The 22,881-nt window shown below is 61.1% G+C and carries 21 protein-coding genes; 10 read left to right on the top strand and 11 right to left on the bottom strand.

Annotation, left to right across the window (positions count from 1 at the left end; genetic code table 11):
* Positions 1–19 precede the first annotated feature (19 nt).
* A complete protein-coding gene (glcF, locus tag ACAty_RS11250) occupies positions 20–1,273 on the top strand; it encodes a glycolate oxidase subunit GlcF (RefSeq protein ID WP_004868668.1) in 1,254 nt (417 codons plus the stop codon).
* Positions 1,274–1,642: 369 nt separating this feature from the next.
* On the opposite strand, the gene ACAty_RS11245 is transcribed toward glcF, so the two are convergent.
* The 3 genes from ACAty_RS11245 to ACAty_RS11235 all read right to left on the bottom strand — a co-directional run bounded on the left by ACAty_RS11245 (position 1,643) and on the right by ACAty_RS11235 (position 8,336).
* On the bottom strand, positions 1,643–2,632 hold the full coding sequence (locus tag ACAty_RS11245; protein ID WP_014003410.1) for a DUF4097 family beta strand repeat-containing protein: 990 nt from the start codon (positions 2,630–2,632) through the stop codon (positions 1,643–1,645).
* A gap of 162 nt (positions 2,633–2,794) precedes the next feature.
* On the bottom strand, positions 2,795–5,455 hold the full coding sequence (locus ACAty_RS11240; protein WP_238323800.1) for a bifunctional YncE family protein/alkaline phosphatase family protein: 2,661 nt from the start codon (positions 5,453–5,455) through the stop codon (positions 2,795–2,797).
* Between the two features lie 580 nt (positions 5,456–6,035).
* A complete protein-coding gene (locus tag ACAty_RS11235; RefSeq protein ID WP_014003408.1) occupies positions 6,036–8,336 on the bottom strand; it encodes a TonB-dependent receptor domain-containing protein in 2,301 nt (766 codons plus the stop codon).
* 609 nt (positions 8,337–8,945) lie between these two features.
* Here ACAty_RS11235 and ppsR point away from each other — a divergent pair.
* Complete coding sequence (gene ppsR / locus ACAty_RS11230) at positions 8,946–9,788, top strand: pyruvate, phosphate dikinase/phosphoenolpyruvate synthase regulator (protein ID WP_004868660.1); 843 nt, start codon at positions 8,946–8,948, stop codon at positions 9,786–9,788.
* 169 nt (positions 9,789–9,957) lie between these two features.
* Positions 9,958–11,499: a 2-isopropylmalate synthase gene (locus tag ACAty_RS11225; protein WP_014003406.1), complete on the top strand. Its 1,542-nt coding sequence runs from the start codon at positions 9,958–9,960 to the stop codon at positions 11,497–11,499.
* Positions 11,500–11,613: 114 nt separating this feature from the next.
* Here ACAty_RS11225 and ACAty_RS11220 read toward each other — a convergent pair whose 3' ends face one another.
* Positions 11,614–12,267 carry a peroxiredoxin gene (locus ACAty_RS11220; RefSeq protein ID WP_004868651.1) on the bottom strand — a complete coding sequence of 218 codons (654 nt, stop codon included), beginning with the start codon at positions 12,265–12,267 and terminating at the stop codon, positions 11,614–11,616.
* Positions 12,268–12,360: 93 nt separating this feature from the next.
* On the opposite strand from ACAty_RS11220, the gene ACAty_RS11215 reads away from it, so the two are divergent.
* Genes ACAty_RS11215 through ACAty_RS11205 form a run of 3 tightly spaced genes read left to right on the top strand, consistent with a single transcriptional unit; the run spans position 12,361 to position 13,833 of the window.
* On the top strand, positions 12,361–12,699 hold the full coding sequence (locus tag ACAty_RS11215; RefSeq protein WP_014003405.1) for a thioredoxin family protein: 339 nt from the start codon (positions 12,361–12,363) through the stop codon (positions 12,697–12,699).
* Positions 12,696–13,250 (top strand): 1,6-anhydro-N-acetylmuramyl-L-alanine amidase AmpD, encoded by a 555-nt coding sequence (gene ampD / locus ACAty_RS11210; protein ID WP_004867394.1) that lies wholly within the window; start codon positions 12,696–12,698, stop codon positions 13,248–13,250. Before ACAty_RS11215 ends, ampD begins: the two co-directional genes overlap by 4 nt.
* The gene (locus ACAty_RS11205; protein WP_038472260.1) at positions 13,243–13,833 is read left to right on the top strand and encodes a hypothetical protein; all 591 of its coding nucleotides are present in this window, start codon (positions 13,243–13,245) and stop codon (positions 13,831–13,833) included. Before ampD ends, ACAty_RS11205 begins: the two co-directional genes overlap by 8 nt.
* Here ACAty_RS11205 and ACAty_RS11200 read toward each other — a convergent pair.
* Positions 13,815–14,468 (bottom strand): epoxyqueuosine reductase QueH, encoded by a 654-nt coding sequence (locus tag ACAty_RS11200; RefSeq protein ID WP_004872507.1) that lies wholly within the window; start codon positions 14,466–14,468, stop codon positions 13,815–13,817. The genes ACAty_RS11205 and ACAty_RS11200 overlap by 19 nt on opposite strands.
* Before the next feature lie 78 nt (positions 14,469–14,546).
* Between ACAty_RS11200 and ACAty_RS11195 the strand changes: the two genes are divergently transcribed.
* Positions 14,547–14,885: a 4a-hydroxytetrahydrobiopterin dehydratase gene (locus tag ACAty_RS11195; protein ID WP_004872506.1), complete on the top strand. Its 339-nt coding sequence runs from the start codon at positions 14,547–14,549 to the stop codon at positions 14,883–14,885.
* Positions 14,882–15,463: a TlpA family protein disulfide reductase gene (locus tag ACAty_RS11190; protein ID WP_004872504.1), complete on the top strand. Its 582-nt coding sequence runs from the start codon at positions 14,882–14,884 to the stop codon at positions 15,461–15,463. The genes ACAty_RS11195 and ACAty_RS11190 overlap by 4 nt, the downstream gene beginning before the upstream one ends.
* Here the strand turns inward: ACAty_RS11190 and ACAty_RS11185 are convergent.
* Positions 15,457–15,753: a hypothetical protein gene (locus ACAty_RS11185; protein ID WP_004872502.1), complete on the bottom strand. Its 297-nt coding sequence runs from the start codon at positions 15,751–15,753 to the stop codon at positions 15,457–15,459. The genes ACAty_RS11190 and ACAty_RS11185 overlap by 7 nt on opposite strands.
* A gap of 174 nt (positions 15,754–15,927) precedes the next feature.
* On the bottom strand, positions 15,928–17,271 hold the full coding sequence (locus tag ACAty_RS11180; RefSeq protein WP_038472256.1) for a heterodisulfide reductase-related iron-sulfur binding cluster: 1,344 nt from the start codon (positions 17,269–17,271) through the stop codon (positions 15,928–15,930).
* Positions 17,272–17,423: 152 nt separating this feature from the next.
* Between ACAty_RS11180 and ACAty_RS11175 the strand changes: the two genes are divergently transcribed.
* On the top strand, positions 17,424–17,738 hold the full coding sequence (locus ACAty_RS11175) for a hypothetical protein (RefSeq protein WP_004868627.1): 315 nt from the start codon (positions 17,424–17,426) through the stop codon (positions 17,736–17,738).
* Between the two features lie 5 nt (positions 17,739–17,743).
* Positions 17,744–18,640 carry an ATP-grasp domain-containing protein gene (locus ACAty_RS11170; protein ID WP_004868625.1) on the top strand — a complete coding sequence of 299 codons (897 nt, stop codon included), beginning with the start codon at positions 17,744–17,746 and terminating at the stop codon, positions 18,638–18,640.
* On the opposite strand, the gene ACAty_RS11165 is transcribed toward ACAty_RS11170, so the two are convergent.
* The 4 genes from ACAty_RS11165 to glyQ are packed head-to-tail and all read right to left on the bottom strand — an operon-like array spanning position 18,564 to position 22,879.
* Entirely contained in the window at positions 18,564–19,343 is a 780-nt protein-coding gene (locus tag ACAty_RS11165) for a lysophospholipid acyltransferase family protein (RefSeq protein ID WP_064306482.1), read from the bottom strand. The genes ACAty_RS11170 and ACAty_RS11165 overlap by 77 nt on opposite strands.
* A 5-nt stretch (positions 19,344–19,348) precedes the next feature.
* Entirely contained in the window at positions 19,349–19,885 is a 537-nt protein-coding gene (gene gmhB / locus ACAty_RS11160; protein ID WP_004868623.1) for a D-glycero-beta-D-manno-heptose 1,7-bisphosphate 7-phosphatase, read from the bottom strand.
* The gene (gene glyS / locus ACAty_RS11155; protein ID WP_004868622.1) at positions 19,882–21,969 is read right to left on the bottom strand and encodes a glycine--tRNA ligase subunit beta; all 2,088 of its coding nucleotides are present in this window, start codon (positions 21,967–21,969) and stop codon (positions 19,882–19,884) included. The genes gmhB and glyS overlap by 4 nt, the downstream gene beginning before the upstream one ends.
* Positions 21,956–22,879: a glycine--tRNA ligase subunit alpha gene (gene glyQ / locus ACAty_RS11150; protein ID WP_215846419.1), complete on the bottom strand. Its 924-nt coding sequence runs from the start codon at positions 22,877–22,879 to the stop codon at positions 21,956–21,958. The genes glyS and glyQ overlap by 14 nt, the downstream gene beginning before the upstream one ends.
* Positions 22,880–22,881 lie beyond the last annotated feature (2 nt).

Raw genomic sequence — 22,881 nt, 5'->3', positions numbered from 1 at the left:
CGAATAGTGACGGAAAGCCATGCAAACCCAGATTGCTCCCCAATACCGCGCCGACCCCTTGGTCGGCGAAGCCGAGTCCATCCTTCGGGATTGTGTGCATTGCGGTTTTTGCAATGCGACTTGTCCCACCTACCGCATCCTTGGCGACGAACAGGACGGCCCGCGCGGGCGCATCTACCTCATCAAGGCCCTGCTGGCAGGGGAGCAGACGACGGAGACGACCCGCCTGCACCTGGATCGCTGCCTCGGCTGTCGCGCCTGTGAGACCACCTGCCCTTCGGGCGTGCGCTACGGTCGCCTTCTGGAGATCGGCCGCCACCTACAGAACCAAGCGTTGCCGCGTCCGCCGCGGGCGGCCCTCGAGCGTCGTCTGCTTCGCTACGTGGTCACCGAGCCCAAGCGCTTTCGCGCTGCCCTTGGCCTTGGTCGGGTGTTCAAACCCCTGCTGAAGGCATCACTGGCGCGCACTTTGCCACCCCTTCCGGCAGAATCGCCGGACTCTGCACGGTCGGAAGTTGCCGTTGCGTCCTCCGCCGGCCGGCGCGTGCTGCATCTGGACGGCTGCGTTCAAAGCGTGGCAACGCCTGCCACCCGCGCCGCCCTGGCGCGGATACTGCAACGCCTGGGTGTGGACTTGAGGTCTGCCCCTACGGCGACGTGCTGTGGAGCGCTGAGTCTGCACCTGGACGCCTGGGATGAGGCCAGGGCCCTCATGCGGGGCAATATCGATGCCTGGTGGCCGTATCTCGAGGACGGTGCCCAGGCCATTCTCGTGAGCGCCAGTGGCTGCGGCAGTGTGGTCAAGGACTATGGCCACTACCTGGAGGACGATCCTGCCTATGCCGCCAAGGCCGCCCGGATCGCCGAAATTGCCTGTGACCCCTCGCAGTGGTTGGCTCGTGAACTGGGGGCGCGGTCCATTCCGGGCATCGCGCGGGGGCGCATCGCCTTTCACGCCCCCTGTTCCTTGCAACATGGACAGCGACTGGCGGGCGTCGTGGAGGGAATCCTGACGCGCCTCGGCTACCAACTCAGTGAGATCGGCGATGCCGAACTGTGCTGTGGTTCCGCCGGGAGCTATTCCCTACTGCAACCACAGCTTGCCGCGCAGTTACGCCGGAACAAGCTGGATAGGCTCGAGAAGGACGAGCCCAAGCGTATTGCCACCGCCAATGTCGGCTGCCAGTTGTACCTTGCCCAAGAAGCCAGGGTACCAGTGGTGCACTGGCTGGAACTGGTGGACGAGGCGCTCGTCGACGTGGGTACGCCTTAGTCCGTCGCTTGTGCGAGCAAAGCTCGGCGACCTACGCGCTCATTACGTGCCCGTGCGGTTTTAGGCTTCCTGTTCGCAAACGGAAAAGAAGACTGCGACCGTGGCGGAGAGTCATGGAAAGACCAGCTAAAATAGAAAAACCAGGGAGTTGATCTGTAAGGGAAGCGCGCTCAAAGGAATGCTCTCGACACACCGGCTCGGCATGCCGAAGCATGCCCTGTACCAGTAAAATGGGTCACTTGACCAAGGCCAAAAGCAGTATGAGCGGTTCCGTCAGCTTGGCGATATCCACCATTTCCAGTATCTGGGTGTGTGAGGGTCTTTGTAAAGATGAATGTATCGCCCAGGCATCCAAGATTTCGCGCAAAATCATGGGCACAAACGCAGGTCGACTTTTCCTGTCCCGCTTTTGAGGCGAACTCGCGCGGCGCTGCGTTGTGGCCCGAATCGGTAGTCATGCCCAGTGATCTTTATGGGGGTAACCGGATAGTGGACATCGGGTTCTTTGAGCCCCGTAATGATGCTGGCATTCAATGCTTGTTTATGGGAAAAGCAGACAGAAATGTTACCCGTTCCGGTTTGTGCATATATATCGGCGTTGGCGGGCAACGGGCTTGCACGTAGCTCAATATTACCCACACCCGAGCGGACTCGTAAAAGTTGCGTCGATCCCGTCCAATGCACGGGGCCAGAGCCTGTCGTCAGCGTTGTCCGTGCGCCGGCATATTGGTGCACACGGAGAGCGCCCGTGCCCGTTGACGCGTCAATCGTCCTCGAATCCGAAACGATGTCCACCGCTCCAACCCCATCGTGGACGGTAATTGGCGTGGTCGCTTGCGGATTCATAAAGCGAAAATTACCAACCCCCAGCTGCGCATTCACCGGAAGAGGCTCGGGTACATATACGGTTACGGATGCGTGAACGGTAGTGGAGAGCGCCGTGCTGGAGACGTCCGAGGGGGTGTCCTTGCTCATCCAGATCCGTATGGTATTTGGCAAGTTGACGATGTCATCCAGACCCTGAGGGATTCCTTCCCACGTAGTATTGCTGGATGCCAGGTTGGCGTCATCCAATCCGTGGACCAGAACCACATGTCTATCCGTTGTCACAGAAATCATGAGCTTGCGCGCGGTGGTGACCGGTACGGCAGAACCGGATTCGTCCCACAACCGCCAGACTACCTTCAAGTCGGTTCCGGGAGTGGATACGATGGTACAGTCCTGGACGGGTAGCTTGATGCGCAGGCTCTGTCCGGGAGCGACTGGGAGCGTCCACGTATGTTGCTTTGCTGGCGCACTGCCGCCGAAAGCCGGAGTCGAGGATAGAACGAACAGGAAAAACAGCGTCAGGTATCGCAAGTCCGTATCCTCCCTCGGTGTTACCCAGGAATCGGCGGCTGTGGTTCACCGACTTCCTGGCACGTTCGCTCCACTATGAACCGATTATAGCCGATCTGGCTTACCGCCAGTGGTGCCAGACGCTCCGTCGGCAACTATCAACCGATCCTTGGGGGTTATTTCTTACTCGTCCTCCCCGGCGCGGAATGCAGCGAGCGGGGCGTGGTGTTTCGCGGCTATCCGGCGCAGGTAGGCCATTACCTGGTCGTAGGACTTCTCCCCTTTGGCTGCGACCCACTCCTGCTTCATTTGCTCCGGCCCCGGCACTTTGAGTAGTGTGGTCGGGCTATAGCGCACGTCCTTGGCCAAAGGCGGTAGCTTGGCCTCCAGAGTATCTTCGTGCTCTTTGAACCACTTTCCGCTCAGGGAGTGTCCGGTCATGCCGACCTCACGTCGCAAAAGCTTGACGTTGGTGCACGCACCGCTGTTGAAGGCCACCGGTATCTGGATGGGAGTGGGTTTGGGCGTTGGCGCAAAATCCGGATGATCGGTCCATATGCCACGAAAGACACTGGCATTCTGATCCCATTGCGACATGGGAGGTAGGCCGAAAATGGCCTCGGTGGTTTTGAGGATGTTGACTTGGGAGTAGAGATTGGTCTCCAGAAAACCCTGTTTCACCCAGGGACCCATGGCCAAGGCCAGGGTACGGTGGGCGTCGATGTGATCGGCCCCGGACTGGGCGTCGTCCTCGGTGAGGAATACGACCATGTGCTTCCACTGCGGCGTGGTCGAGAGATAATGGATGAATTTGGCCGTCGCATAATCGTTGTTGGCCACATAATAGTCCGGCGTGTAATAACAGGGCGCGCGCCCAGCGGTGTGGTCGTCCGGCAGCCAGATGTAGATGAAATGGGGGAACTTGGCGCCGGGATGGGCTTTCAACCAGTTTTCCGCCACTTTCTCCCGGTAGGTATCCAAAATCATCCGATCCCAACCGGGGAAACCGGTGGCCAAATGTTGCTTCATGGCCGCAGAAATATTCCCCGCCTCGGAGCGGGAAACAAACTCCCCAAAGTCCTCAAAAGAGACGTGGTGATTGAGAAGATCGTTAAAAAGGAACAAACGCTCGGGATAACTGATCCAGGGATTTGTCCACTTGCCCAAAGCAGAAAGGTTCCGATAGTCCGAGTAGGGATTATCGGAACTCGGATGGAAATCCGCTTTCCCAGGCGCGCCCACGGGAATGAGGGGCTGCGTCCAGCCGGGGTTGCCCACGAGTCCGCGCCCGGAATAGTACTCCGGCCAGGTCCGCTGCACAAAGTCCGAATCGCTGGCGGCCGTCGTCCATTGGTGTCCCTGAGCGGTGACTTCACCATCGGCCATGAAATTCACGAACAGGGTATAATGATGGGCAAGATCGTACAGGTTGGGGACTTGCCTCGGACCATACAGATCGAGTTTGGAGTCGGCCCAGGCGCCCGCGGGCTTGTAGTCGCCGAAATCCTCATCGAAGGTTTTGTTCTCCCTGAGGATGAAGACGACGTAACGAATGTGTTTGCGTAAAAATCCGGTGACTTTTTGGTCTTCCGCTTCCCGTGCCCTGCGTTGTGGCTCGGAAAAGCCATCGTTGTCGAGTGCCGCTTTGGTCCATCCCGGAAGTTTTTCCGAGAGTTCGTTCAGTGGAATTTTTTGGACCAGGCCATCCATCATGTTGCCAACCCATTGGTGTTGGACATTGGGGCCGGTGCCGAGGCCCTTGGCGGCGACGACATAGAGCGCGTCTTGGCTGACGGTCATCCCTGTCGGATACCAACCGGTGGGGATCAAACCCAGGGCTTTGCCGCTGGCCAGGTCGTAGACGGCCACATCGTTGTTGCCGGCATTGGCCACAAAGAGCTTACCATCGGCAATGGCCAGAGCGTCGGGATAAGAGCCGGGCGGGGCATCGGGGTAAGGGCTGTCGTTGAGCACCGCCGTGCTCTTCAGAGTCTGACTGTCGACCTCCACCACCTGGTCGGTGTTGGCCAAAGCAACGTACACCTGCGGGCCATCCGTCCGCGCCACCAAAGCCGTGGGGTGGACGCCGGCAGCAAGGTTATCTGGACCGGTCTGCGGACCCACGGCGACGGTGCCTAGGGATTTGAAGTCGGTGGGATCCAGAACCGCCACGGCATCGGCCCCCCACAGGCTGACGACCAGCCGCTTGCCGCCATCGGCCAGGGTCAGGGCGAAGGGGTAAGGCCCGACATTGAGGTACTGAGTTTGGCCCGTTTTGAGGTCGATGCGCGCCACACTGTTACTGAGCATGCCGGCGACGAAAAGGTGCCGACGATTCGGCCCGAGAGCTACGGCATCGGGATAAAAAAGCCGCGCTTTTCCCGGCTTGCGCTCCCCCTGGTAGTAGTAGGGGTACTGATCCTTGGGAAAGGCTTGCCACTGTAAAGGGTAGCGGCGCAGCAGATGGATTTTTCCGTCCTCAAAGCGAAACTCGGCAACGTCGTTGCTGTCACCGCCCGCCGTAAAGAAGGTGTGATCCGGTCCCGTTGCGATCCCCTGGTAAAGGCTCTGGTGGCCTACGGTGCTCAGCGTCGATGACGCAGCGCGTGGGTCCGCGTTCTCCTTGTAGGCCGCCAACTGAGCGACGGCCCGTAGGGTCTTGGTGTCGTAGAGCGTCACCGTCTGCGCGCGTGTAGCGCCGTTGGCCAGGACGGCGATGTGATCCGGACCCAGAGCAACGACATTCGTTGCAAAGTTTGGTGTCCCATCCACCGTACCTACTGGCGACACGATGCGTCCCGTCGGCAGGACGTGAGTCACCCAGTCTTTGTCGGTGGCGTTCACGGTTATGGGATGCAGAACATCCCGCGTATCCCGCTCGGGAATCGAGGTCGGCGCCGAAATGCTACCGGCATTGTGGTAGACTGGTACGACGGGAGACGCAAATCCGGCTGGCGCATGCAAGCCAAGCACCAAAACAGCGATTAAGACGGGCCGGGGTAGTAATTTTCGACGTATATCCAAGATGAGGCTCCTTTTCTCTTGAAGACGATGGCTGAGAGCGTTGTTCGCGATTACATATTCTATCCAATCCGATAACGATTCCGAGATCGTTAGGTCTTCGACCATCTCACGACGCTCGTTGCAGCTTGCGAGGGATTGTTGACCAACTTGGACGTCGGTACGCAACCTGCTGCCCAACCCATGTGACGAGCACAAGGAATGTGACTTTCCCGTCTCCGGCGATTCCCAAAGTGTTTCCGTCGGATGACGTGGGATCCTTAGTATGCAACGTAAGCTTTGGCTCGACGAGGATAGCTGAGACGCCCGGAATACCGGCAGTCCCCAAACTCGTGCCGACGCAACAAGGCCGCGGGTGGCACGACAAAGCCACCCGCGCTCCGTCCCCATCCTCGTCAGGTTTTCAGAACCGGGCAGTTATACTACCAAATACATACCGCGGCATACCGTTGAGAACCGAGAGGTAGTTGTTACCGAAGTAGTCTGTATCCTCAAAGCCACGGGGATAGTAATGGCGATTGAGGAGATTATCGATATCCAGAGTCAATTTGACGTTCTTGATGTATCCATAGCCGACCGGTATGGTGTCTTGGAGCCCAAGGTTCAGAATGAAGTAGGGAGGGATCTGCAGACTGCCTGGCGTTCCCGCAAGCTGTTGATTGACATACTGGGAGGATACATATTTGCCTTCCAGTTGGGCGCCGAACCGGCCCCGGGCAAAGTCGACACCAACATTGATCATATTTTTGGGAATATTTGCCAGCGGCTGACCGGCCTCAACGGTCCCGGCGTAGGATGAGTTGAAGGAGGACTCAAACACGGCTTGGTTATAGGAATAGTTGGCGAAGGCCTTCCAATCTCCAAAAAGAAGATGTCCAAAGTTGTTCTCAATGGACAGTTCGCCGCCCTCGTAACGGGACGAGCCGCCGTTGAAGGTCGCGCTGAGGCCCTGGGCGTTGGTCACATTGATGAAGGTATTCTTGAAGTCCTCCCGATACAGATCGGCAGAGGCGTGCAACCCCTGATTCGCGTAACGAACACCGATTTCATAGTCCGATACGTACTCGGGCTGTACCTTCTCTGGCACTACCACATAGTTGCCAGCGTTGTCCTGCTCACCAATGTTATTGTAGTAGGCACCAATGTTCGGGAACTTGATGTTTCTGCCGTAGGCAGCGTAGACGCTCACGTGCTTGATGGGGGAGTAGCTTATGGCGATAGTTGGCGATGTGTAGGCGGACGATCCCGAGACGCTGCCGCCGATGGGGTAGTAAAATCCGATATCGTCAGAGCTCACCGTATATCCATACAGGTACTTGATACCTGGGGTGATGTGCACAGCGCCACCCAGCAGGCTGATGTTATCCTGGACATAGACGGATGCCAGGAGCCGCTCGTCGTGCTCGTCCCAGGCATTGTTGTACCCGCCGATTTTCGGCATGTTGTAGGCACCGTACCAAAATTCTGCCGAGTGCTCCATGCTGTAGTTGACGTTGCCACCGACAGTCACCGTGTTGTGTGGCAGGGCAAAACGCAGGTAAGGTTGGAAACCCAAGGTGTTTCGTATCTCTTCATAGAGATGGTAGTCGGTACCATAGTGAGTTGAGCCGAATACATTTGCTGGCACGTAGGTGGGTGGTACCGGATAGCTCAGCCAGAAGGGATAGCCAGTGCTCTGATTTGGCAGATAGTAAGGCTGAGAGGCACTCTGATCGTAAGCCGGGTTTGTATACGAGGTGCGGTGGTAGTTATTATTCTGTGCGTACACCTTCGCGTTCAACAGAGTAAAGGAATTCAGCAAGCTTTTGTCCCCAAGGATTGCTGTGAGCTCCGTGTCCGTCTGTGAGGAGTAGCTATAGTTTAAGGGCCAGTTATAGTTGTAACCGTACTGATTGATTAGAGCGAGTGGCACACTGTGAGGGGTATAGCCGACGTTCCTGTTGACGATCACGTAGGCGTAGACCTTGGACTGGTCCTGGTTATAGGGCATGACGCCAGCATAGTAGTAATTGGTGTTCTGGTCGCCGTCATTGGCTAACCAGCCGTTGGACGTTTGCCTGTTGTACGCAAACAGGGATCGGAAGCCATCCAGGGATCCCGTATTGATTAAAGCGTCCCAGTGAAATGTTCCGAAGCTTCCATAGCCGATGCCCACCGAGCCTCCAAACTTGTGAGAGGGTTGGCGTGGACGGTAGTTGATTGTACCGCCCAGAGAGTTGTAGGAGTTCACGCTCGGGTTATTAATGCCATTATAGATGTTGATGGAGCTTATATCGTTCAGTGTCAATGGCACCGCATTCCGCTCAGAAGCCTGGTTGGTTGCGCCGCCATTGAATGCACCATTGAGTGGTATACCATCAAAGGTTTCAGAGAACTGCCCACTATTGAAGGCGCGAAAAGTGATGGTACTACGTACACCATTGGGTCCGGCAGAGCTGGCGTTAATGGAGGGCTCGCGCGCGAGAATGGTTTGTGCATTGGCCATGGATGAGGCGTTCCGGATCGTCTTCTTACTGATCACATGCTCGCTGTAAGGCGCCTTGAGCGGAGCGTGTTTTTTGGCCTCTGCCGCGGCCTTTGATACCTTTGAGACCTTACCTACCTGTACCGTGCCGTCGTCCGTGGTCGGTGTGGATCCAAAAACGAGTGGCGCCTCCACCACTCCTGCAGCGGCGAGGGCTAGAATCATTGCGGTTTTCTTCATCTGGTCATCTCCATTACGGTTTGCGGTTGATTGGGTCTGAGAAGTCGAGCAATTCGGACCGCCACTACGGATATGGTATCCTCGGCGATCTGCGTTATCGCATTCATGTATCTGGTGGTACGGTGCGCCCGGGGCTGAAACCCGGTCATCGATACCGCTTGAGTTTGCTTGGCACGCGAGTGGCAGCCGCAAGCCGCAACAGAGCGAGCCCTTGACGATAGATCTCGATTAAAATGGACGCGCTCGGATTTACGCCATTGTGACGGAACGATGGCGATGGATCGACATTGGGATATGTCCTGCGGCATGCCAAGTCTCCAAGCGAGCTTCGAGAGTACGAAACACCAACGATCACAGGCTAGTACATCCAGACCCCCACGCCGATCTGCTGAGGTAACGTTGCATCGCCCGCTCTCTTGGTATCCATGCAACAGGTTATCAGAACAATGTTACAGTTTTGTGAACATTTAATGACAAAAACATGACATTTGGCGTTATGCTATCCTGTGCCAACTACTCATAGCTCATAAGTCAGCCTACGTTGCGTTGATATTCGAGAAATGTAGCGCTCAAGTCAGTGGAGGGAGGTCATCAGGTTGAGGATGGGATATGTCAGAATCTGAAAGAGAGCGTTCGGTCTTCTTCGTCTCCGATCGCACCGGGCTCACCGCATCGTCCTACGGCAAGAGCCTGCTGGCGCAGTTTCGGGGTATTCGCTTCACTACACGCGCAGTCCCCTTTGTGGATTGTCTCGAACGGGCCCAGGCGGCCGCGCGTGAGATAGAGGAATGTCAGGCGCGCACGGGTCAGCGGGCCATCGTGTTCAGTACCCTGGTGGATGAGGCGGCGCAGCGCGTAATCGTGCGTACCGGCGCCTTTGTCCTCAACCTTTTTGAGGCCTTTATCGGGCCACTGGAGGAGGAGCTGGCGCAACCCTCCGTACACACGCTTGGGCGGGCGTTTCGGCCGCCGGGGGAGGGGGTTCATCAGCGTTGGCTGGATGCCATGGAATTTGCGCTAGCGCACGACGATGGCATCCATCCCGAGCACTATTCGGATGCCGATCTCATCCTGGTGGGCGTGTCGCGCAGTGGCAAGACACCGACAGCGCTTTTCCTTGCCATGAACTTTTCCCTGAAGGTGGGGAATTATCCTCTGACCGATGCGGATCTCGAGCACGACGATCTGCCGGCACCACTGGTCGCCTGGCGGGATAAACTGGTGGCTCTGACCATAGAGCCCGAGACCCTGCACACCATTCGTGAAAAACGACGCGCCTCGCCGCACTATGCAGCACTTTCCGTCTGCCGCCGAGAAGTCCGGGCTGCCGAGCGGATTTTTCGCAAGGCCCGCATACCCGTCTTTGACAGCACGAATACCTCCGTGGAGGAGCTGGCCAGCAGCATTCTGAAATATCACCAGGAACTTGCAGCGACCGACGCAAGGGGCTAGACTCTCGCCTATGAAGATCCCTTCGCGTGCCACGTCCCGCTTCCTCGCCGCCTTCCTGCGGCTACGGCTGCTGCCCCTCTGGGGCTAAATACTCTCTTTTCGGCCTTCTGGTCCAGTACATTCCTGGTTTTGATTTGCGATACCATTGCCCATGCGGGAAGGGACAGTCATGCAGCAAAAAGAGCATTTGATCATCTTCGACACCACCTTGCGCGATGGCGAGCAGTCGCCGGGCGCGGCCATGACCCGGGACGAAAAACTGCGTATTGCCAAGGCGCTGGAGCGGCTGCGGGTGGATGTCATCGAGGCCGGTTTTCCGGCGGCGAGCCCCGGGGACTTCGCGGCGGTGCAGGCCATCGCCGAGGCGGTTCGGGATAGCCGGGTCTGCGGTCTGGCCCGTGCCCGGGAGGAGGACATCCGCCGCGCCGGCGAGGCCTTGCGACCGGCGGCAGCAGGCCGTATCCACACCTTCATTGCGACGAGCCCCGTGCACATGCAGGCCAAGTTGCGTATGACACCCGATGAGGTGCTCGAGCGGGCCGTGGCCGCGGTGAAATTGGCGCGGGATCTGTGCGATGACGTGGAGTTTTCGCCGGAAGACGCCGGACGTTCGGAAGAGGATTTTCTCTGCCGGGTTATCGAAGCGGCCATCGCCGCTGGGGCGCGCACCATCAACATCCCGGACACCGTGGGTTACAACCTGCCGGATCGCTTTGGCCGTCTCATCGCCACCTTGCGCGAGCGCATTCCCAACAGCGACCAGGCGATTTTTTCCGTGCATTGCCACAACGACCTTGGGCTGGCCGTAGCCAATTCCCTGGCGGCGGTACAAAACGGCGCGCGGCAGGTGGAGTGCACCATCAACGGCCTCGGTGAGCGAGCGGGCAATGCGGCTCTGGAGGAGATCGTCATGGCCGTGCGCACCCGGGCCGATGTCTTTCCCTGCAGTACCCGCATCGACACTACCCAGATCCTCGCCACCAGCAAGCTGGTGTCTACCATCACCGGCTTTCCGGTGCAGCCCAACAAGGCGATCGTCGGTGCCAACGCCTTTGCTCACGAGTCGGGTATACACCAGGACGGCGTCCTCAAGCATCGCGAGACCTACGAGATCATGCGTGCCGAGGACGTGGGCTGGTCCACCAACCGCATCACCCTGGGCAAGCTGTCGGGACGGGCGGCAGTACGGGCGCGTCTGGAGGCTCTGGGTATCCACCTGGAGGGGGAGGCCCTCAACCAGGTCTTTGCCCGCTTCAAGGATCTGGCGGATCGCAAGGCCGAGATCTTCGACGAGGATCTGCAATCCCTGGTGAGCGATGAACTGCAGGAAGAGGCGGTGGATCGCTATCGTCTCGGTTACCTGCGGGTCTGCTCCGAAATGGGCGCTCACCCGGAGGCGACGGTGGAGCTGTGGGTGGATGGGGTGGCCAAGACCGAAAGCGTGGTGGGTGGCGGACCAGTGGACGCGACCTTCCAGGCCATCGAGCGCATCGTCCGCAGCGAGGCCAAGCTCTTGCTGTTTTCTGTCAACGCCATTACCACGGGTACCGATGCCCAGGGTGAGGTGACGGTGCGTCTACAGGCCAAGGATGGCCGGGCCGTGAACGGGCAGGGTGCGGACACGGATATCGTCGTGGCCAGCGCCAAGGCCTACGTTTCCGCCTTGAATCGCTTGCAGTCTCCAGCGGATCGCCAACACCCCCAGCTTTGAGGCTGGTTTCTTGACCGTTACCCGCGCAGCCGTCTCGTCGTGGGGCGCGCCAAGCAAGAAAAACCGCGGGACTCCCGGCGAGTCCCGCGGTCGTGTCGCTCCGGTCGGGGTGCCTCAGAGGTCCTTCTTGCAGAAGTACCAGTCCGTGCACTCGTAGCCTTCCTTCAGGCGAGCGTTAGCGGCATCCACGGTTGCCGGTGGTGGCACGATGACCTTATCACCGGGCTGCCAGCCTTCTGGGGTGGCGACCCCGTTGGCATCGCTGGTCTGCAGGGCCTTCACGAGACGCAGGATCTCGTCGATGGAGCGTCCGTTCTTCATGGGGTAGTAGATCATGGCCCGAAGAATACCCTTGTCGTCGATGACGAAGGTCGCACGCACCGCCGAGGTGTCGCTCGCCCCCGGGTGGATCATGCCGTAGGCGTGGGCCACGGCCATGGAGATGTCGTCGATGATGGGGAAGGGGATCTCGATGCCAAACTTCTCCTGAATGTTGCGCATCCAGGCAATGTGGGCGTGGACGCTGTCGATGGACAGTCCGAGCAGATCGCAGTTGATCGCCTGAAAATCCGGATAGCGCTTGGCAAAGGCCATGAACTCCGTGCTGCACACTGGCGTGAAGTCCGCGGGATGGGAGAAGAGGACCAGCCACTTGCCACGATAGTCCTTGAGTTGCCGCTGGCCGTGCGTGGTGCGGGCCGTGAACTCCGGGGCCGGTTCGTCAATGCGCGGGGTACGAATGGGGCTTACTTCCATCGGGTTATCCATGAGAGACTCCTGAGTCGTGTACGAACCCAATCGGTTCGAGAAGAATATTAGACTATATCTAAATTATAATCAAGTCTTTTTATGAGGGGCGGTATGGTGCAAAAAGTGTCGGAGCTCGGTTTCTGGCAACGTATGAGCGAGAGCCGCGACTGGGTGATTCTCTTCTTCAGTTCAGCGGGCTGTGCCTCCTGTAAACACTGGCGGCGCCTGCTATCGGAATATGAACGACAACGATCGGACCTGGTGGTCTGGGAAGTGGACGCCGGCATCGACATGGGCCTCACGCGCGAGTTCGAGGTCTATCATCTACCGGCCCTTTTCCTCTTTCGGGACGGTCGCTACCAGCGGCCCATCCAGGTGGAGGCTCGGCTTCCCGCCCTCGACGCCTGGCTCAAGGCCCGTGAACAGTGGCCTGCCGAGGAGCTGCCGTGAGCGCGGAGCCTTGGGAGGATGGCTGGTGGGCCAATGCACAGCGCGCGCCATCGCCGCACTGGGACGATCGCCCTCTGGGGTCGGCGGTGGAGCTCATCGTCATCCACGCCATCAGTCTGCCGCCCGATCGCTTTGGGACCGGCGAGGTGCAACGCTTCTTTCAGGGGCTCCTGGACTTTGCGGCGGACCCTTATTACGCGCAACTGCGCGAGCTGCGGGTGTCCGCGCACTTTTTCATAGAGCGTACGGGCAAAATCTGGCAGCATGTACCTACGGATGGGCGGGCTTGGCATGCTGGGGTTTCGGCTTGGCGTGGCCGCTCCGCCTGTAACGATTTCAGTATCGGCATAGAACTGGAGGGTAACGCCGTGGAGCCCTTTGCAGAGCTTCAGTACCACAGCCTCAATGGGCTTCTGGGCGCCTTGCGCCAGCGCTATCCGACCCTAGCCGGGGATGCCATTGCCGGACACTCCGAGGTCGCTCCCGGACGCAAATGGGATCCCGGTCCCCAGTTTGACTGGCAGCGTCTGGAGCATTTTCGTCATGACTGAGGCAACGCGGGTGCGTCCTAAGCGCGACTGGCGCAGCGGTTGGGGAGGCCCCTTCCTGGTGTTTCTAGGGCTCTTGCTCTTTAGTCTGTGGTGGCTGGGAGTCTTCAATGGCGCCTCAGTGCAGACGGAGACGAGTCCTGCCCTGAGCTACATCTACCGACCATTCTCCGGAAGCTTCCACGCCATGGAAAAGGCGCGCCGAGATGACCTCAAGAGCCTGCCGCCGGCCATGCGCGGGGCATCGGTGCTGACCCTCATCGATGCCGAGCGGCGTGCCGCCGACGGCAGCACGCAGGTGGATGCCCAATTGGGAGTCCTCGTGACCGCGACACAGGCGACCCCTCCGGGGTGGCAGCGCGGTACCTGGCCCGCGCAACGGGTGGTGGCTGTGCGGGTGCGCGCCAACCCCGCCGTGGCCAGTTGGAAGGCCTACGCGGCTCTGGAGCGCTGGGGCAAGGCCAGCGGCACGACCATTCACTATCCGACCTTGGAGTTGTTGGGGCCCGGCGACGAATACCGACTGTGGATGCCGCTGCGCGCGGGCCCAGCGGGTTCAGTAGGGTCTCAGGACTCGCGACCGTAGAACTTTACCCCGCGGACGATCTTGCCCCGTCCTTGGGCCAGACGGTGGCGGTTGCTGTCGCGCAGGGAGTAGACGCAACCGCAGTATTCCTGCTGATAGAATTGCTCGGCCTTGGCGATCTCGATCATCCTCTGGCTGCCACCTTGCTTGCGCCAGTTGTAGTCCCAGTAATGGAGATTGGGGTAGCGTTGCGCCGCGCGGTGGCCGCAGGCGTTGATCTGGTTCATGTCCTTCCAGCGGGAGATGCCCAGGGTGCTGGTGAAAACCGTAAAACCATGTTCCACGGCGAATAGCGCTGAGCGCTCGAAGCGCATGTCGAAACAGGCCGTGCAGCGGGCACCGCGTTCTGGCTCCCACTCGAGGCCGCGGACCCGTTCGAACCAGCGGTCCTTGTCGTAATCCAGATCGATGAAGTCTACCCCGAGTTTTTGCGCATAACGGATGTTTTCTTCCTTGCGCAGGGTGTATTCCGCTTTGGGGTGGATGTTGGGGTTGTAAAAAAGTACGGTAAAACGGATGCCCGCGCCAAGAATATCGTCCATGATGGGCCCCGCGCAGGGCGCGCAGCACGAGTGCAGTAAGACGTGGTCGCTGCCATCGGGCGTAGTGAGAAGCTGGGGATTTTTGCCGGCCATGGCACCTCCGAAAACTTTTGGTCTTCCGTGCAAACGGGTTTAGGATAGCATGGGAGCGTGAATGGGGGAGACCAAGCGATGGAAAGAAGACCGAGCGATCTGCGTCCGGGACGGTGTGCGGCCTGCGAGGGCGGGGTGTCGGCCCTGTCGCCAGAGGCCTTGACCCAATCCCTGGCGGCACTGACCGATTGGCAGGTAAAGGATGCGGGCATTGAGCGCCGTTTCCGTTTTCGCAACTTTTACGAAAGCATGGCCTTCGTCAACGCCATCGCCTGGATTGCGGCGCGTGAGGACCATCATCCCGATCTGCAGGTGGGTTACGACTACGTGCTGGTACGTTTTCAGACCCATTCGGTGGGCGGGGTTACGGAGAACGACATCCTCTGCGCCCAGGCGGTGGACGCCCTGATCGCATGAACCAAACGGCAACGGTAACCAATCGTCTGGGCCTGGTTCTCAGCGGACTCGCACTGCTGGCCTTGCTGGGCTTTGCGGCTTGGCTCTGGTGGCCACAGGATTCCGGCGGAAGGCTGCGCATGACCATGCCGAGCCTGGCGTTGTCTGATCTCGGTGAGCGGCGGGTGGACCTTGACCACTACCGCGGTCACGTACTTTTGGTGAATTTCTGGGCCAGCGATTGCCCCGGTTGCATCGCCGAACTGCCGGAGTTGATCCGCCTGCAGCAGGTCTATGGCAAGGAAGGATTGCAGGTGGTCGGTATTGGTCTGCCCAGTGACAGCGTTGCAGGCGAACGGACGGTGGCCGCCTACTACAACGTACCGTATCCGCTCCTATTCGATGCCCAGGGCCAAGCGGCTCGGGCCTTTGGTGAGGTCAATCTGACGCCCACCACCTTTTTGGTGAATCGAGAGGGTAAAATCGTCTACCGGCAGGTGGGCGAGGCGAGCTTCGCATCCTGGGAGCGGCGCATCCAACCCCTACTGGCGGCGCCGCCGCCGTCCGCAAACCGAGGCCCCGCCCCCGTGCTTCACTGAGCCGGGCGCAGCAGCGGCCGCATGCCCTCGCGCACCTGCCTCTGGATGAAGGCGGCACGGCCGGGCTCCTTCTTGTCCAACTCAGGGGCACACTGAGATTCCGTCAGGGCGGCGGTGGCCAGCATGACCTCCAGCTCGCAGGGATCGACCTTCGGCTGGGTCAACTCCTCGGGGGTGGGATTCATGCGGTCTCCGACTCGCCAGAACATCCGGGCATCCCACATCCGCCGACGGACGTTGGCATTCTGGAAGAGTTCCACACACCGTTTGTTGAGTTCCTGATGATCCACGATACTTCTCCTTCTGGTCTCGGAATGGTCTTGAACGACACCTGCTGGAGCATACCTGAAAAAGTCCGTGCCCTGGGAGTTTTTCGGTCATTGAAGCTTTCCATGGCGCAATAAGCTCGTTTGCGCACAAAAAAAGCCCCGCCGGGGGCGGGGCTCTTCCCGGGGTACTGGAGCTCAGGAACCCGTCTTCATATTGATGTGCTGATTGGTGGCGAGTTCGGGGTTGTAGAGGTACTCCACGTTGCCCGCTTCCACCTGCTTCAAGTATTCCTGGAAGTCGGCCTTGGCCTTGTCCCAGCTGATGCCCATCTTTTCCACCAAGTCTTCGCAGGGCGAGGCGTGCCACTGCAGCTGCACGATCTTGAAGGGATCGGCACCGCAGGCCAGAGCCGCCAACTGCACGTCGGCAATGATGGGCACGGAGTAGTTCATGTCGTGCGCCTTGCCGATCCACTGGTTCTTGTCCATGGTGGTGATGCAGCCCGTGTCGATGCCAATCATCACGTCCGCCTTGGCCTCCTCCCGCGCCACCTTGATCTTGCGGTTCATGGTGAAGCTGCGGGTAAACTCGCGCTCGGAAATGATGTGGCGGAAACCAAAGCCGCAGCAGTCGTACCAGGTGGAGTAGTCGATGACCTGCGCCCCCAGGGCCTGGGCCACGGAGGTGCCCACCGCCGTGCGGTTGCCACCCAAAACGGTGTTATCGTAGACCGCGTCTTCGTGCACCATCTTGTAGTAATGGCAAGCGGCGTGCACCGTCACCCGGATGTTGCTCATGTCGATGGTCTGCAACTCACTGGCAATGCGATTGCGCATGACGTGCAGCCACTCGCTGTAGTGCACCACTTCCTCGGGGATGACGATCTTGCCGTCGACCAGACGCCCGAGCTTGCCGAGGATCTTCTTGACCTTCTCGCGCAGTTCGGCGGATTCGATGAGGTACTTGCGAATCTCCTTGTAGTTGCCAAAGGAGGTGCCGCAGTGCACCAGCGGGTAGAAGTGGCCGTTCTCGAAGCCGTGCTGCTTGCCCGAGACGTAGGCCTGATGGAAGTTGCGCAAAAAGACCGCCGCCAGGGACTCGACATTGCCGATGCCGGAACCGTGGTAGTTCCAGGCGGTACAGGAGGTCTGATCGGTCTCGTCGAGGTAGTCGATGCCGAACTTGTTCATGAACCACATGAGGCTCGTGGGGTAGCCCGGGATGTTACCGCACTGCCCACAGCTCTTGTGGTGCCAGAGCTGGTTGGTGGGAATGCGCTTCTTCCAGCCGAAAAGGGTCTCCACCTCCACGGGCTTGTGGGCATCGGTGATGCGGTGGACGATGATCTCGCCCTCCTTCTCCAACTCCCACATGTGCTCACGGATGTCGTCCATGCGCTCGCCCAGATCCACCGTGCGCCGGTCCACGTGACTGCGCACCCAGGCCGTCGCCGCCTCGGCCTCCTCGGCCTTCAGATTCGTATCCTGAAAAAAGGCACCGTGCCCAGCCACCCCTTGCTGCGTCGTGTTCTCACTCATATCCGTCACTCCTTGCTGACCCCGCGGGTCGCCAATCGTCGTTACCGGTTGCTCTGTCCTTTTTATAGTTGATCATTATGCTCCACTTATGTTCCCTTGCCAAACCCAATGCTCTATGCTCGTCCACGTCTGCATACGCACGAGGTACGTCCATGGCCATCGAGGATCCCGCCGATTTTGCCGCCATAGCGCATCGCTGTGCCCGCTGGTACGCGGAGCCCGCCATCCGCGCCAAGGGCTGGGCGAGCAATCTCTTTTGGCGCAGTCCGGGGCTTGAGCCGGAGTCCTTGCGGGTGGATGCGCTGGAGCTGGAGGTGTTGTTCAGCGCTCTGCTGGGCTGCGCCGCGGAGGGAGAGGCAGCCTTGGAGCGACGAGAGCCTGGTCGAGCGGCCTTCATTCGTCGTTCCATCGCCCACGGTGAGTTGCCGCTGCTACGCTTTCGTGCGGCTCCCAGTCCTTCTGCGTGAGCGGGGTGGATACCGTCGCGCTGCTGTCGCGTCAGCCGGAGCTGTACTCGACGCGGCGGCTGCAGCAGGCCCTGGAGGACCGTGGTTTTGCGGTGCTCCGACTCGCCCCCGAGGAGTTCATCCTTGGTCTCGATGGGGAATTTACCTGGCGCCACCGCGACGTCGGCGTGGTCGAGGTGGCAGCGGTCCTGCCGCGGGTAGGCAGTCCCCTGACGCAGCTCGGCGCGCGCATTCTCCGCCATTTTGCGGCCCAGGGCAGGTACTGTCTGAACGATGCCGATGCCCTGCTGGCGGCCCGGGACAAGTTCGGCTCTCTGCAGATCCTGCAGGCGGCTGGTCTACCGGTGCCCAGAACCGCCTATTTTGCCCACGCCAGCCAGAAGGAAGCGCTGCTCGATACCCTAGCGCCGCCGGTGGTCGTAAAGCTCCTGTCGGGTTCGCAGGGGGTTGGAGTAAACCTCGCGGAGTCGCGAGAGGTGGCCAGCGCGCTCCTGGATACCCTGTTGCACCTGCAGCACGAGGCCATGGTGCAGGAGTTCCTGCCGGGGCGCAGCGATCTGCGGGTCATCGTCCTGGGCGATCGGGTATTGGCCGCCATGGAGCGCCGGGCGTCTGCGCAGGACTTCCGCAGTAACCTCCACTGCGGCGGTCAGGCGCGCGCCTGGGATCTGGGGGTTCTGGACGCGCAGGTACAGGAGCTCTCCCGGCGTGCCAGCGCCGCCCTGGATCTCGACTTTGCCGGCGTGGATCTGATGCGTGCCGCTGACGGTAGTCTGCGGGTACTGGAGGTGAACCCGGTACCGAGCCTCGAGGGCATCGAGAAAGCTACTGGGGTGGATGTCGCCGCCGCCGTGGCGGCCTGGATGCATCTGCAACTGGAAAGCCGGGGCCGCGCGGCATAGCCTCCACGGTGCTGCGAATGCGTGCCTCCAGCAGTGCCGTGAAACGGGCGTTGGAGTCGCTCACGGGCACGACGGGGCCAAACTCCAGCCGGACCGTGCCGGGATACTTGCGCCACTGTCCCTTGGGCCAGAAGCAACCGCTGTTGAGGGCGATGGTCTGAATGGGCACGCCGCAGGTCCGGGCAAGCTGGACCGCGCTCTGGTGGAAGCGGCCCACCTCGCCACAGGCCTGGCGGGTACCCTCGGGAAAGATGAGTACGGGCAGTCCTGCTTCCAGGCGTTTGCGGCCCTCGCTGAGGACCTGCTCCAGAGCCTTGCGCCCGGCCTCGCGCTGGATGGCGATGGGCCAGGCCAGGGGCAGGGCCCAGCCGATCACGGGCAGGCGCAGGAGCTCCGCCTTGAGGACCACCGCCATGCGCGGAAAATAGCGCCACAACAACAGGGTTTCCAGGGCCGACTGGTGATTGCAGACGAGTACCACCGGACGATCCCGGGCGGGCGCCTCACCTTGGACGTCGACGCCGATGCCGCAGCTCCAGGATAACCAGCGAGCCCCAACCCGAGCCCAGAGACCACAGAAGGCAATGCGCTGGGTTCGGCTCAGAAGCAGCCAGGCGAGTGGCGTCAGGGGCGCATAGGCCAGGGTCCAGAGGGTAAACCCGACATAAAAGAGTGTGCTGCGCAGCACCATGGACAGGCCCACGGCGCTCAGTGCCCGAGGATCGACTCGACGGCCTCGGCAAGATTGGCATACACGGGTACGCCCATGGCCTCGGCCTCGCTCCGGGCCCCTTGCCCCTTGCCCGTAAGGACCAGCAGGGGACGGGCCCCGGCGGCGCGGGCGGCGTGCAGATCGCGCAGGCTGTCGCCCACAGCGGGCACCTGACTCAGCGAGATCTGGAAGCGCTCGGCAATTTCCAGAAAAAGTCCCGGCAGGGGCTTGCGGCAGCTGCAGCCGGCTTCGGGGTGGTGGGGACAATAGAAGATGGCGTCTATGCGCCCTCCCACCGCAGCCAGTTCACGTCGCATGCGGGCGTGAATGGCATTGAGGGCACGGATGTCGAAGAGTCGCCGACCGATGCCCGACTGATTGCTGGCGACGGCTACCAGGTAGCCGGCACGCTTGAGGCGGGCGATGGCCTCGAGGCTGCCGGGTATGGGACGCCACTCCGCCGGCGATTTGATGTAGGCGTCGCTGTCCTCGTTGATGACGCCGTCGCGATCGAGGACGATGAGCTGACTCACGAACGGCCCTGCAACAGGGAGAAATCGGCGATCTGTAGGAAGCTTTTCTGGATCTGCGCGAGCAGGGCCAGACGATTGGCGCGCAGGCGGGCATCCTCACAGAGGACGAGGATCTCCTGGAAGAAACGGTCCACCGCCGACCGCAGACCGGCCAGCAGGTCCAGGCTGGCGGCAAAATCCCCGGCGGCAAGCAGAGGGATCAGCGCCTCCTGCAGTGCCGAATACTCGCGCCACAGGGCAATCTCGGCCGGCTCCTGAAGACGATCGGGGTTGCACTGCGGCAGGCTGCCAAGATCTTCCTTGCGCAAGAGGTTGTTGATGCGCTTGATCAAGGCCGCGAGGGCATCGGCGGACTCGTGCAGGCGCAGGAATTCGGCAAGGCTCTCGAGGCGCCGCCGGGCGGCGATGGGATCGTCGCCGGCAACGGCGAGGACGGCCTGAATCTGGTCGGCGGCGAAACCCTCGTCGCGCAGCAGTACCCGCAGACGTTCCTGCACGAAGGCCCACGCCGACTCCGTTACCGCTTCGGGATCGGCAAGGTGGAGGGACGCCCCATAGCCATCGGCAGCCGCCCGCAGAAGTTGGCGTAGCGACAGCCCGCTGCCCTCCAGGGCGATACGCAGTATCCCCAGTGCCGCCCGGCGCAGACCGAAGGGGTCGCGGTCGCCGCTCGGGATCTGGCCGATGGCGAAGAATCCCCACAAGGTATCGGCCTTGTCCGCAAGGGCCAGAATCCGCCCGAGAGGAGACTCCGGCAGGGGATCATCGCGACCGGCGGGACGATACTGTTCGGCTATGGCCGTGGCGATGGCCTCGTCCTCGCCGTCGTGACGGGCATAATGTCCGCCCATGATGCCCTGCAGCTCGGGGAACTCGCCCACCATGCCCGTCAGCAGGTCGGCCTTGCACAGGCGTGCCGCGTGCGCTGCCGCCCGGGGATCGAGGCCAAACGCTACCGCCAGACTGCGGGCCAGAGCCTCCAGGCGATGGCTCTTCTCGGCCATGCTGCCGAGCCCATCCTGGAAGAGCAGGGCATCGAGCTCCGGCAGACGACTCGCGAGGGACCGGCGCCGGTCCTGATCCCAGAAGAAGGCGGCGTCGGCCAGACGCGCCCGCAGGACGCGATCGTTGCCCCGGACGACGACCTGGGGATCACGGCTGGCGATGTTGGCGATGAACAGGTAGTGCGGGGCCAGCCGACCATCGCCACCGCGCAGGGGCACGTAGCGTTGGTGCTGTACCATCACCGTGCGCAGTACGGCCTCGGGAACCCGAAGATAATCGGGGTCGAAGCTGCCGGCCAGGGCAACGGGCCACTCATTGAGTCCGGTGATCTCATCGGCGAGGGCGTCGTCCAGCAGGGCCTGCGCTCCCAACTTTTCGGCAAGGCAGCTCAACTCCCGAAGAATATGCTGGCGCCGTTCGTGCCAGTCTGCCCGTACCTTGGCCTCGCGGAGCAGGGTCGGGTAGTCGCGCAGCACGGGCAGGGGCACCGCCTCGGGGTGGTGCACGCGGTGGCCGCGACTGGCAGCACCAGCTTCCAGACCAAAGCTTTGCCAGGGCAGGACCTGGGATCCCAGGCGTAGGACCAGCCAGCGCACGGGACGGGAAAACCGGTCATCACGCTCGCCCCAGCGCATGCGTTTGCGCAAGGGCAGCGTTTGCAACCAGCGTTGGGCGATCCCGGGCAGCAGGCGCGCACTGCTCTGCGCTGGTGTGACGACGCGAAAGGCCAACACCGGTCCTTTGTCCGTGGCCAGCTCCTCGAGCGCGTCGGGGGCGACGCCACAGGAACGGGCGAAGCCCAGGGCGGCGGCGCTGGGTTGACCGTCTGCGGTGAAGGCACGATCGAGGCTGGGGCCGCGGCGCCATTCTTCGCGGGCCTGGGTTTCCAGAGCCAGATCCTCCACCAGGAGGGCCAGACGGCGCGGTCCCACGAAGCCGTGGACGACCCCAAAGGCGATCCCGGCCTCATCCAGAAGGCCCTGAAAAATCTCGGGCGCCGCCTGCAGCAGGCGGGGTTGCTCCTGCGCGGGTAATTCCTCGCAGCCGATTTCCAGGAGGAGGTCCTCAGACGGTCGCATGGGTCCTCCGCAGCAAGGGGTGCCCCAGTTCTGCCCGAGCGTCGGCATAGACTTCGGCGACGGCACGCGCCAGATTGCGCACCCGCCCTATGTATCGGGCGCGTTCGTTGACGGCGATGGCGTGGCGGGCGTCCAGCAGGTTGAACGTATGCGAGCACTCCAGCACCCGCTCGTAAGCAGGCAGGGGCAGACGCTGCGCCACCAGGGCGCGGCAGTCCGCCTCGCTGCGATCGAAGCGGTAAAAAAGATCTTCGACGGGCGCCAGCTCAAAGTTGTAGCGCGATTGCTCCACCTCATTCTGGTGGTAGACATCGCCGTAGCTCACCCCGGGCGTCCAGGTGAGGTCGTAGACACTCTCCACGCCCTGCAAATACATGGCCAGACGTTCCACACCGTAGGTGACCTCACCCATGACCGGACGACACTCCAGGCCGCCGACCTGCTGAAAGTAGGTGAACTGGGTAACCTCCATGCCGTTCAGCCAGACCTCCCAGCCCAGGCCCCAGGCCCCGAGGGTTGGCGACTCCCAGTCGTCCTCCACGAAGCGGATGTCCTGTAGGGCGGGGTCGATGCCGAGCTCTGCCAGAGACTGCAAATAGAGCTCCTGGAGATCTTCTGGGTTGGGCTTGAGGACCGCCTGAAACTGATAATAATGCTGAAGCCGGTTGGGGTTGTCGCCGTAACGACCGTCCGTCGGACGACGAGAGGGCTGGACGTAGGCCGCCCGCCACGGCTCGGGCCCTATGGCACGCAGGAAGGTGGCCGGATGAAAGGTTCCGGCACCCACGGGCATGTCCAGCGGCTGCAGGATGACGCAGCCCTGGCGGGCCCAGAAGTCTTGCAGTCGGCGGAGAATTTCCTGAAAGGTCATGAGCACCCCATGCGGCGAATGGGGCCGATTATGGCCCATGG

This window comes from Acidithiobacillus caldus ATCC 51756, assembly GCF_000175575.2.
Lineage (GTDB): Bacteria > Pseudomonadota > Gammaproteobacteria > Acidithiobacillales > Acidithiobacillaceae > Acidithiobacillus_A > Acidithiobacillus_A caldus.
This window is presented reverse-complemented; position numbering and strand designations above follow the sequence as displayed.

Bases quoted from the DNA above. Each gene is read 5' to 3' on its own strand.
- ppsR (WP_004868660.1), top strand. From the start codon at position 8,946: ATGTCAGAATCTGAAAGAGAGCGTTCGGTCTTCTTCGTCTCCGATCGC.
- glyQ (WP_215846419.1), bottom strand. From the start codon at position 22,879: ATGGGCCATAATCGGCCCCATTCGCCGCATGGGGTGCTCATGACCTTT.
- ACAty_RS11220 (WP_004868651.1), bottom strand. From the start codon at position 12,267: ATGGATAACCCGATGGAAGTAAGCCCCATTCGTACCCCGCGCATTGAC.
- glyS (WP_004868622.1), bottom strand. From the start codon at position 21,969: ATGCGACCGTCTGAGGACCTCCTCCTGGAAATCGGCTGCGAGGAATTA.
- ACAty_RS11190 (WP_004872504.1), top strand. From the start codon at position 14,882: ATGAACCAAACGGCAACGGTAACCAATCGTCTGGGCCTGGTTCTCAGC.
- ACAty_RS11195 (WP_004872506.1), top strand. From the start codon at position 14,547: ATGGAAAGAAGACCGAGCGATCTGCGTCCGGGACGGTGTGCGGCCTGC.
- ACAty_RS11175 (WP_004868627.1), top strand. From the start codon at position 17,424: ATGGCCATCGAGGATCCCGCCGATTTTGCCGCCATAGCGCATCGCTGT.
- glcF (WP_004868668.1), top strand. From the start codon at position 20: ATGCAAACCCAGATTGCTCCCCAATACCGCGCCGACCCCTTGGTCGGC.
- ACAty_RS11225 (WP_014003406.1), top strand. From the start codon at position 9,958: ATGCAGCAAAAAGAGCATTTGATCATCTTCGACACCACCTTGCGCGAT.
- ACAty_RS11235 (WP_014003408.1), bottom strand. From the start codon at position 8,336: ATGAAGAAAACCGCAATGATTCTAGCCCTCGCCGCTGCAGGAGTGGTG.
- ACAty_RS11205 (WP_038472260.1), top strand. From the start codon at position 13,243: ATGACTGAGGCAACGCGGGTGCGTCCTAAGCGCGACTGGCGCAGCGGT.
- ACAty_RS11215 (WP_014003405.1), top strand. From the start codon at position 12,361: ATGGTGCAAAAAGTGTCGGAGCTCGGTTTCTGGCAACGTATGAGCGAG.
- ACAty_RS11200 (WP_004872507.1), bottom strand. From the start codon at position 14,468: ATGGCCGGCAAAAATCCCCAGCTTCTCACTACGCCCGATGGCAGCGAC.
- ACAty_RS11180 (WP_038472256.1), bottom strand. From the start codon at position 17,271: ATGAGTGAGAACACGACGCAGCAAGGGGTGGCTGGGCACGGTGCCTTT.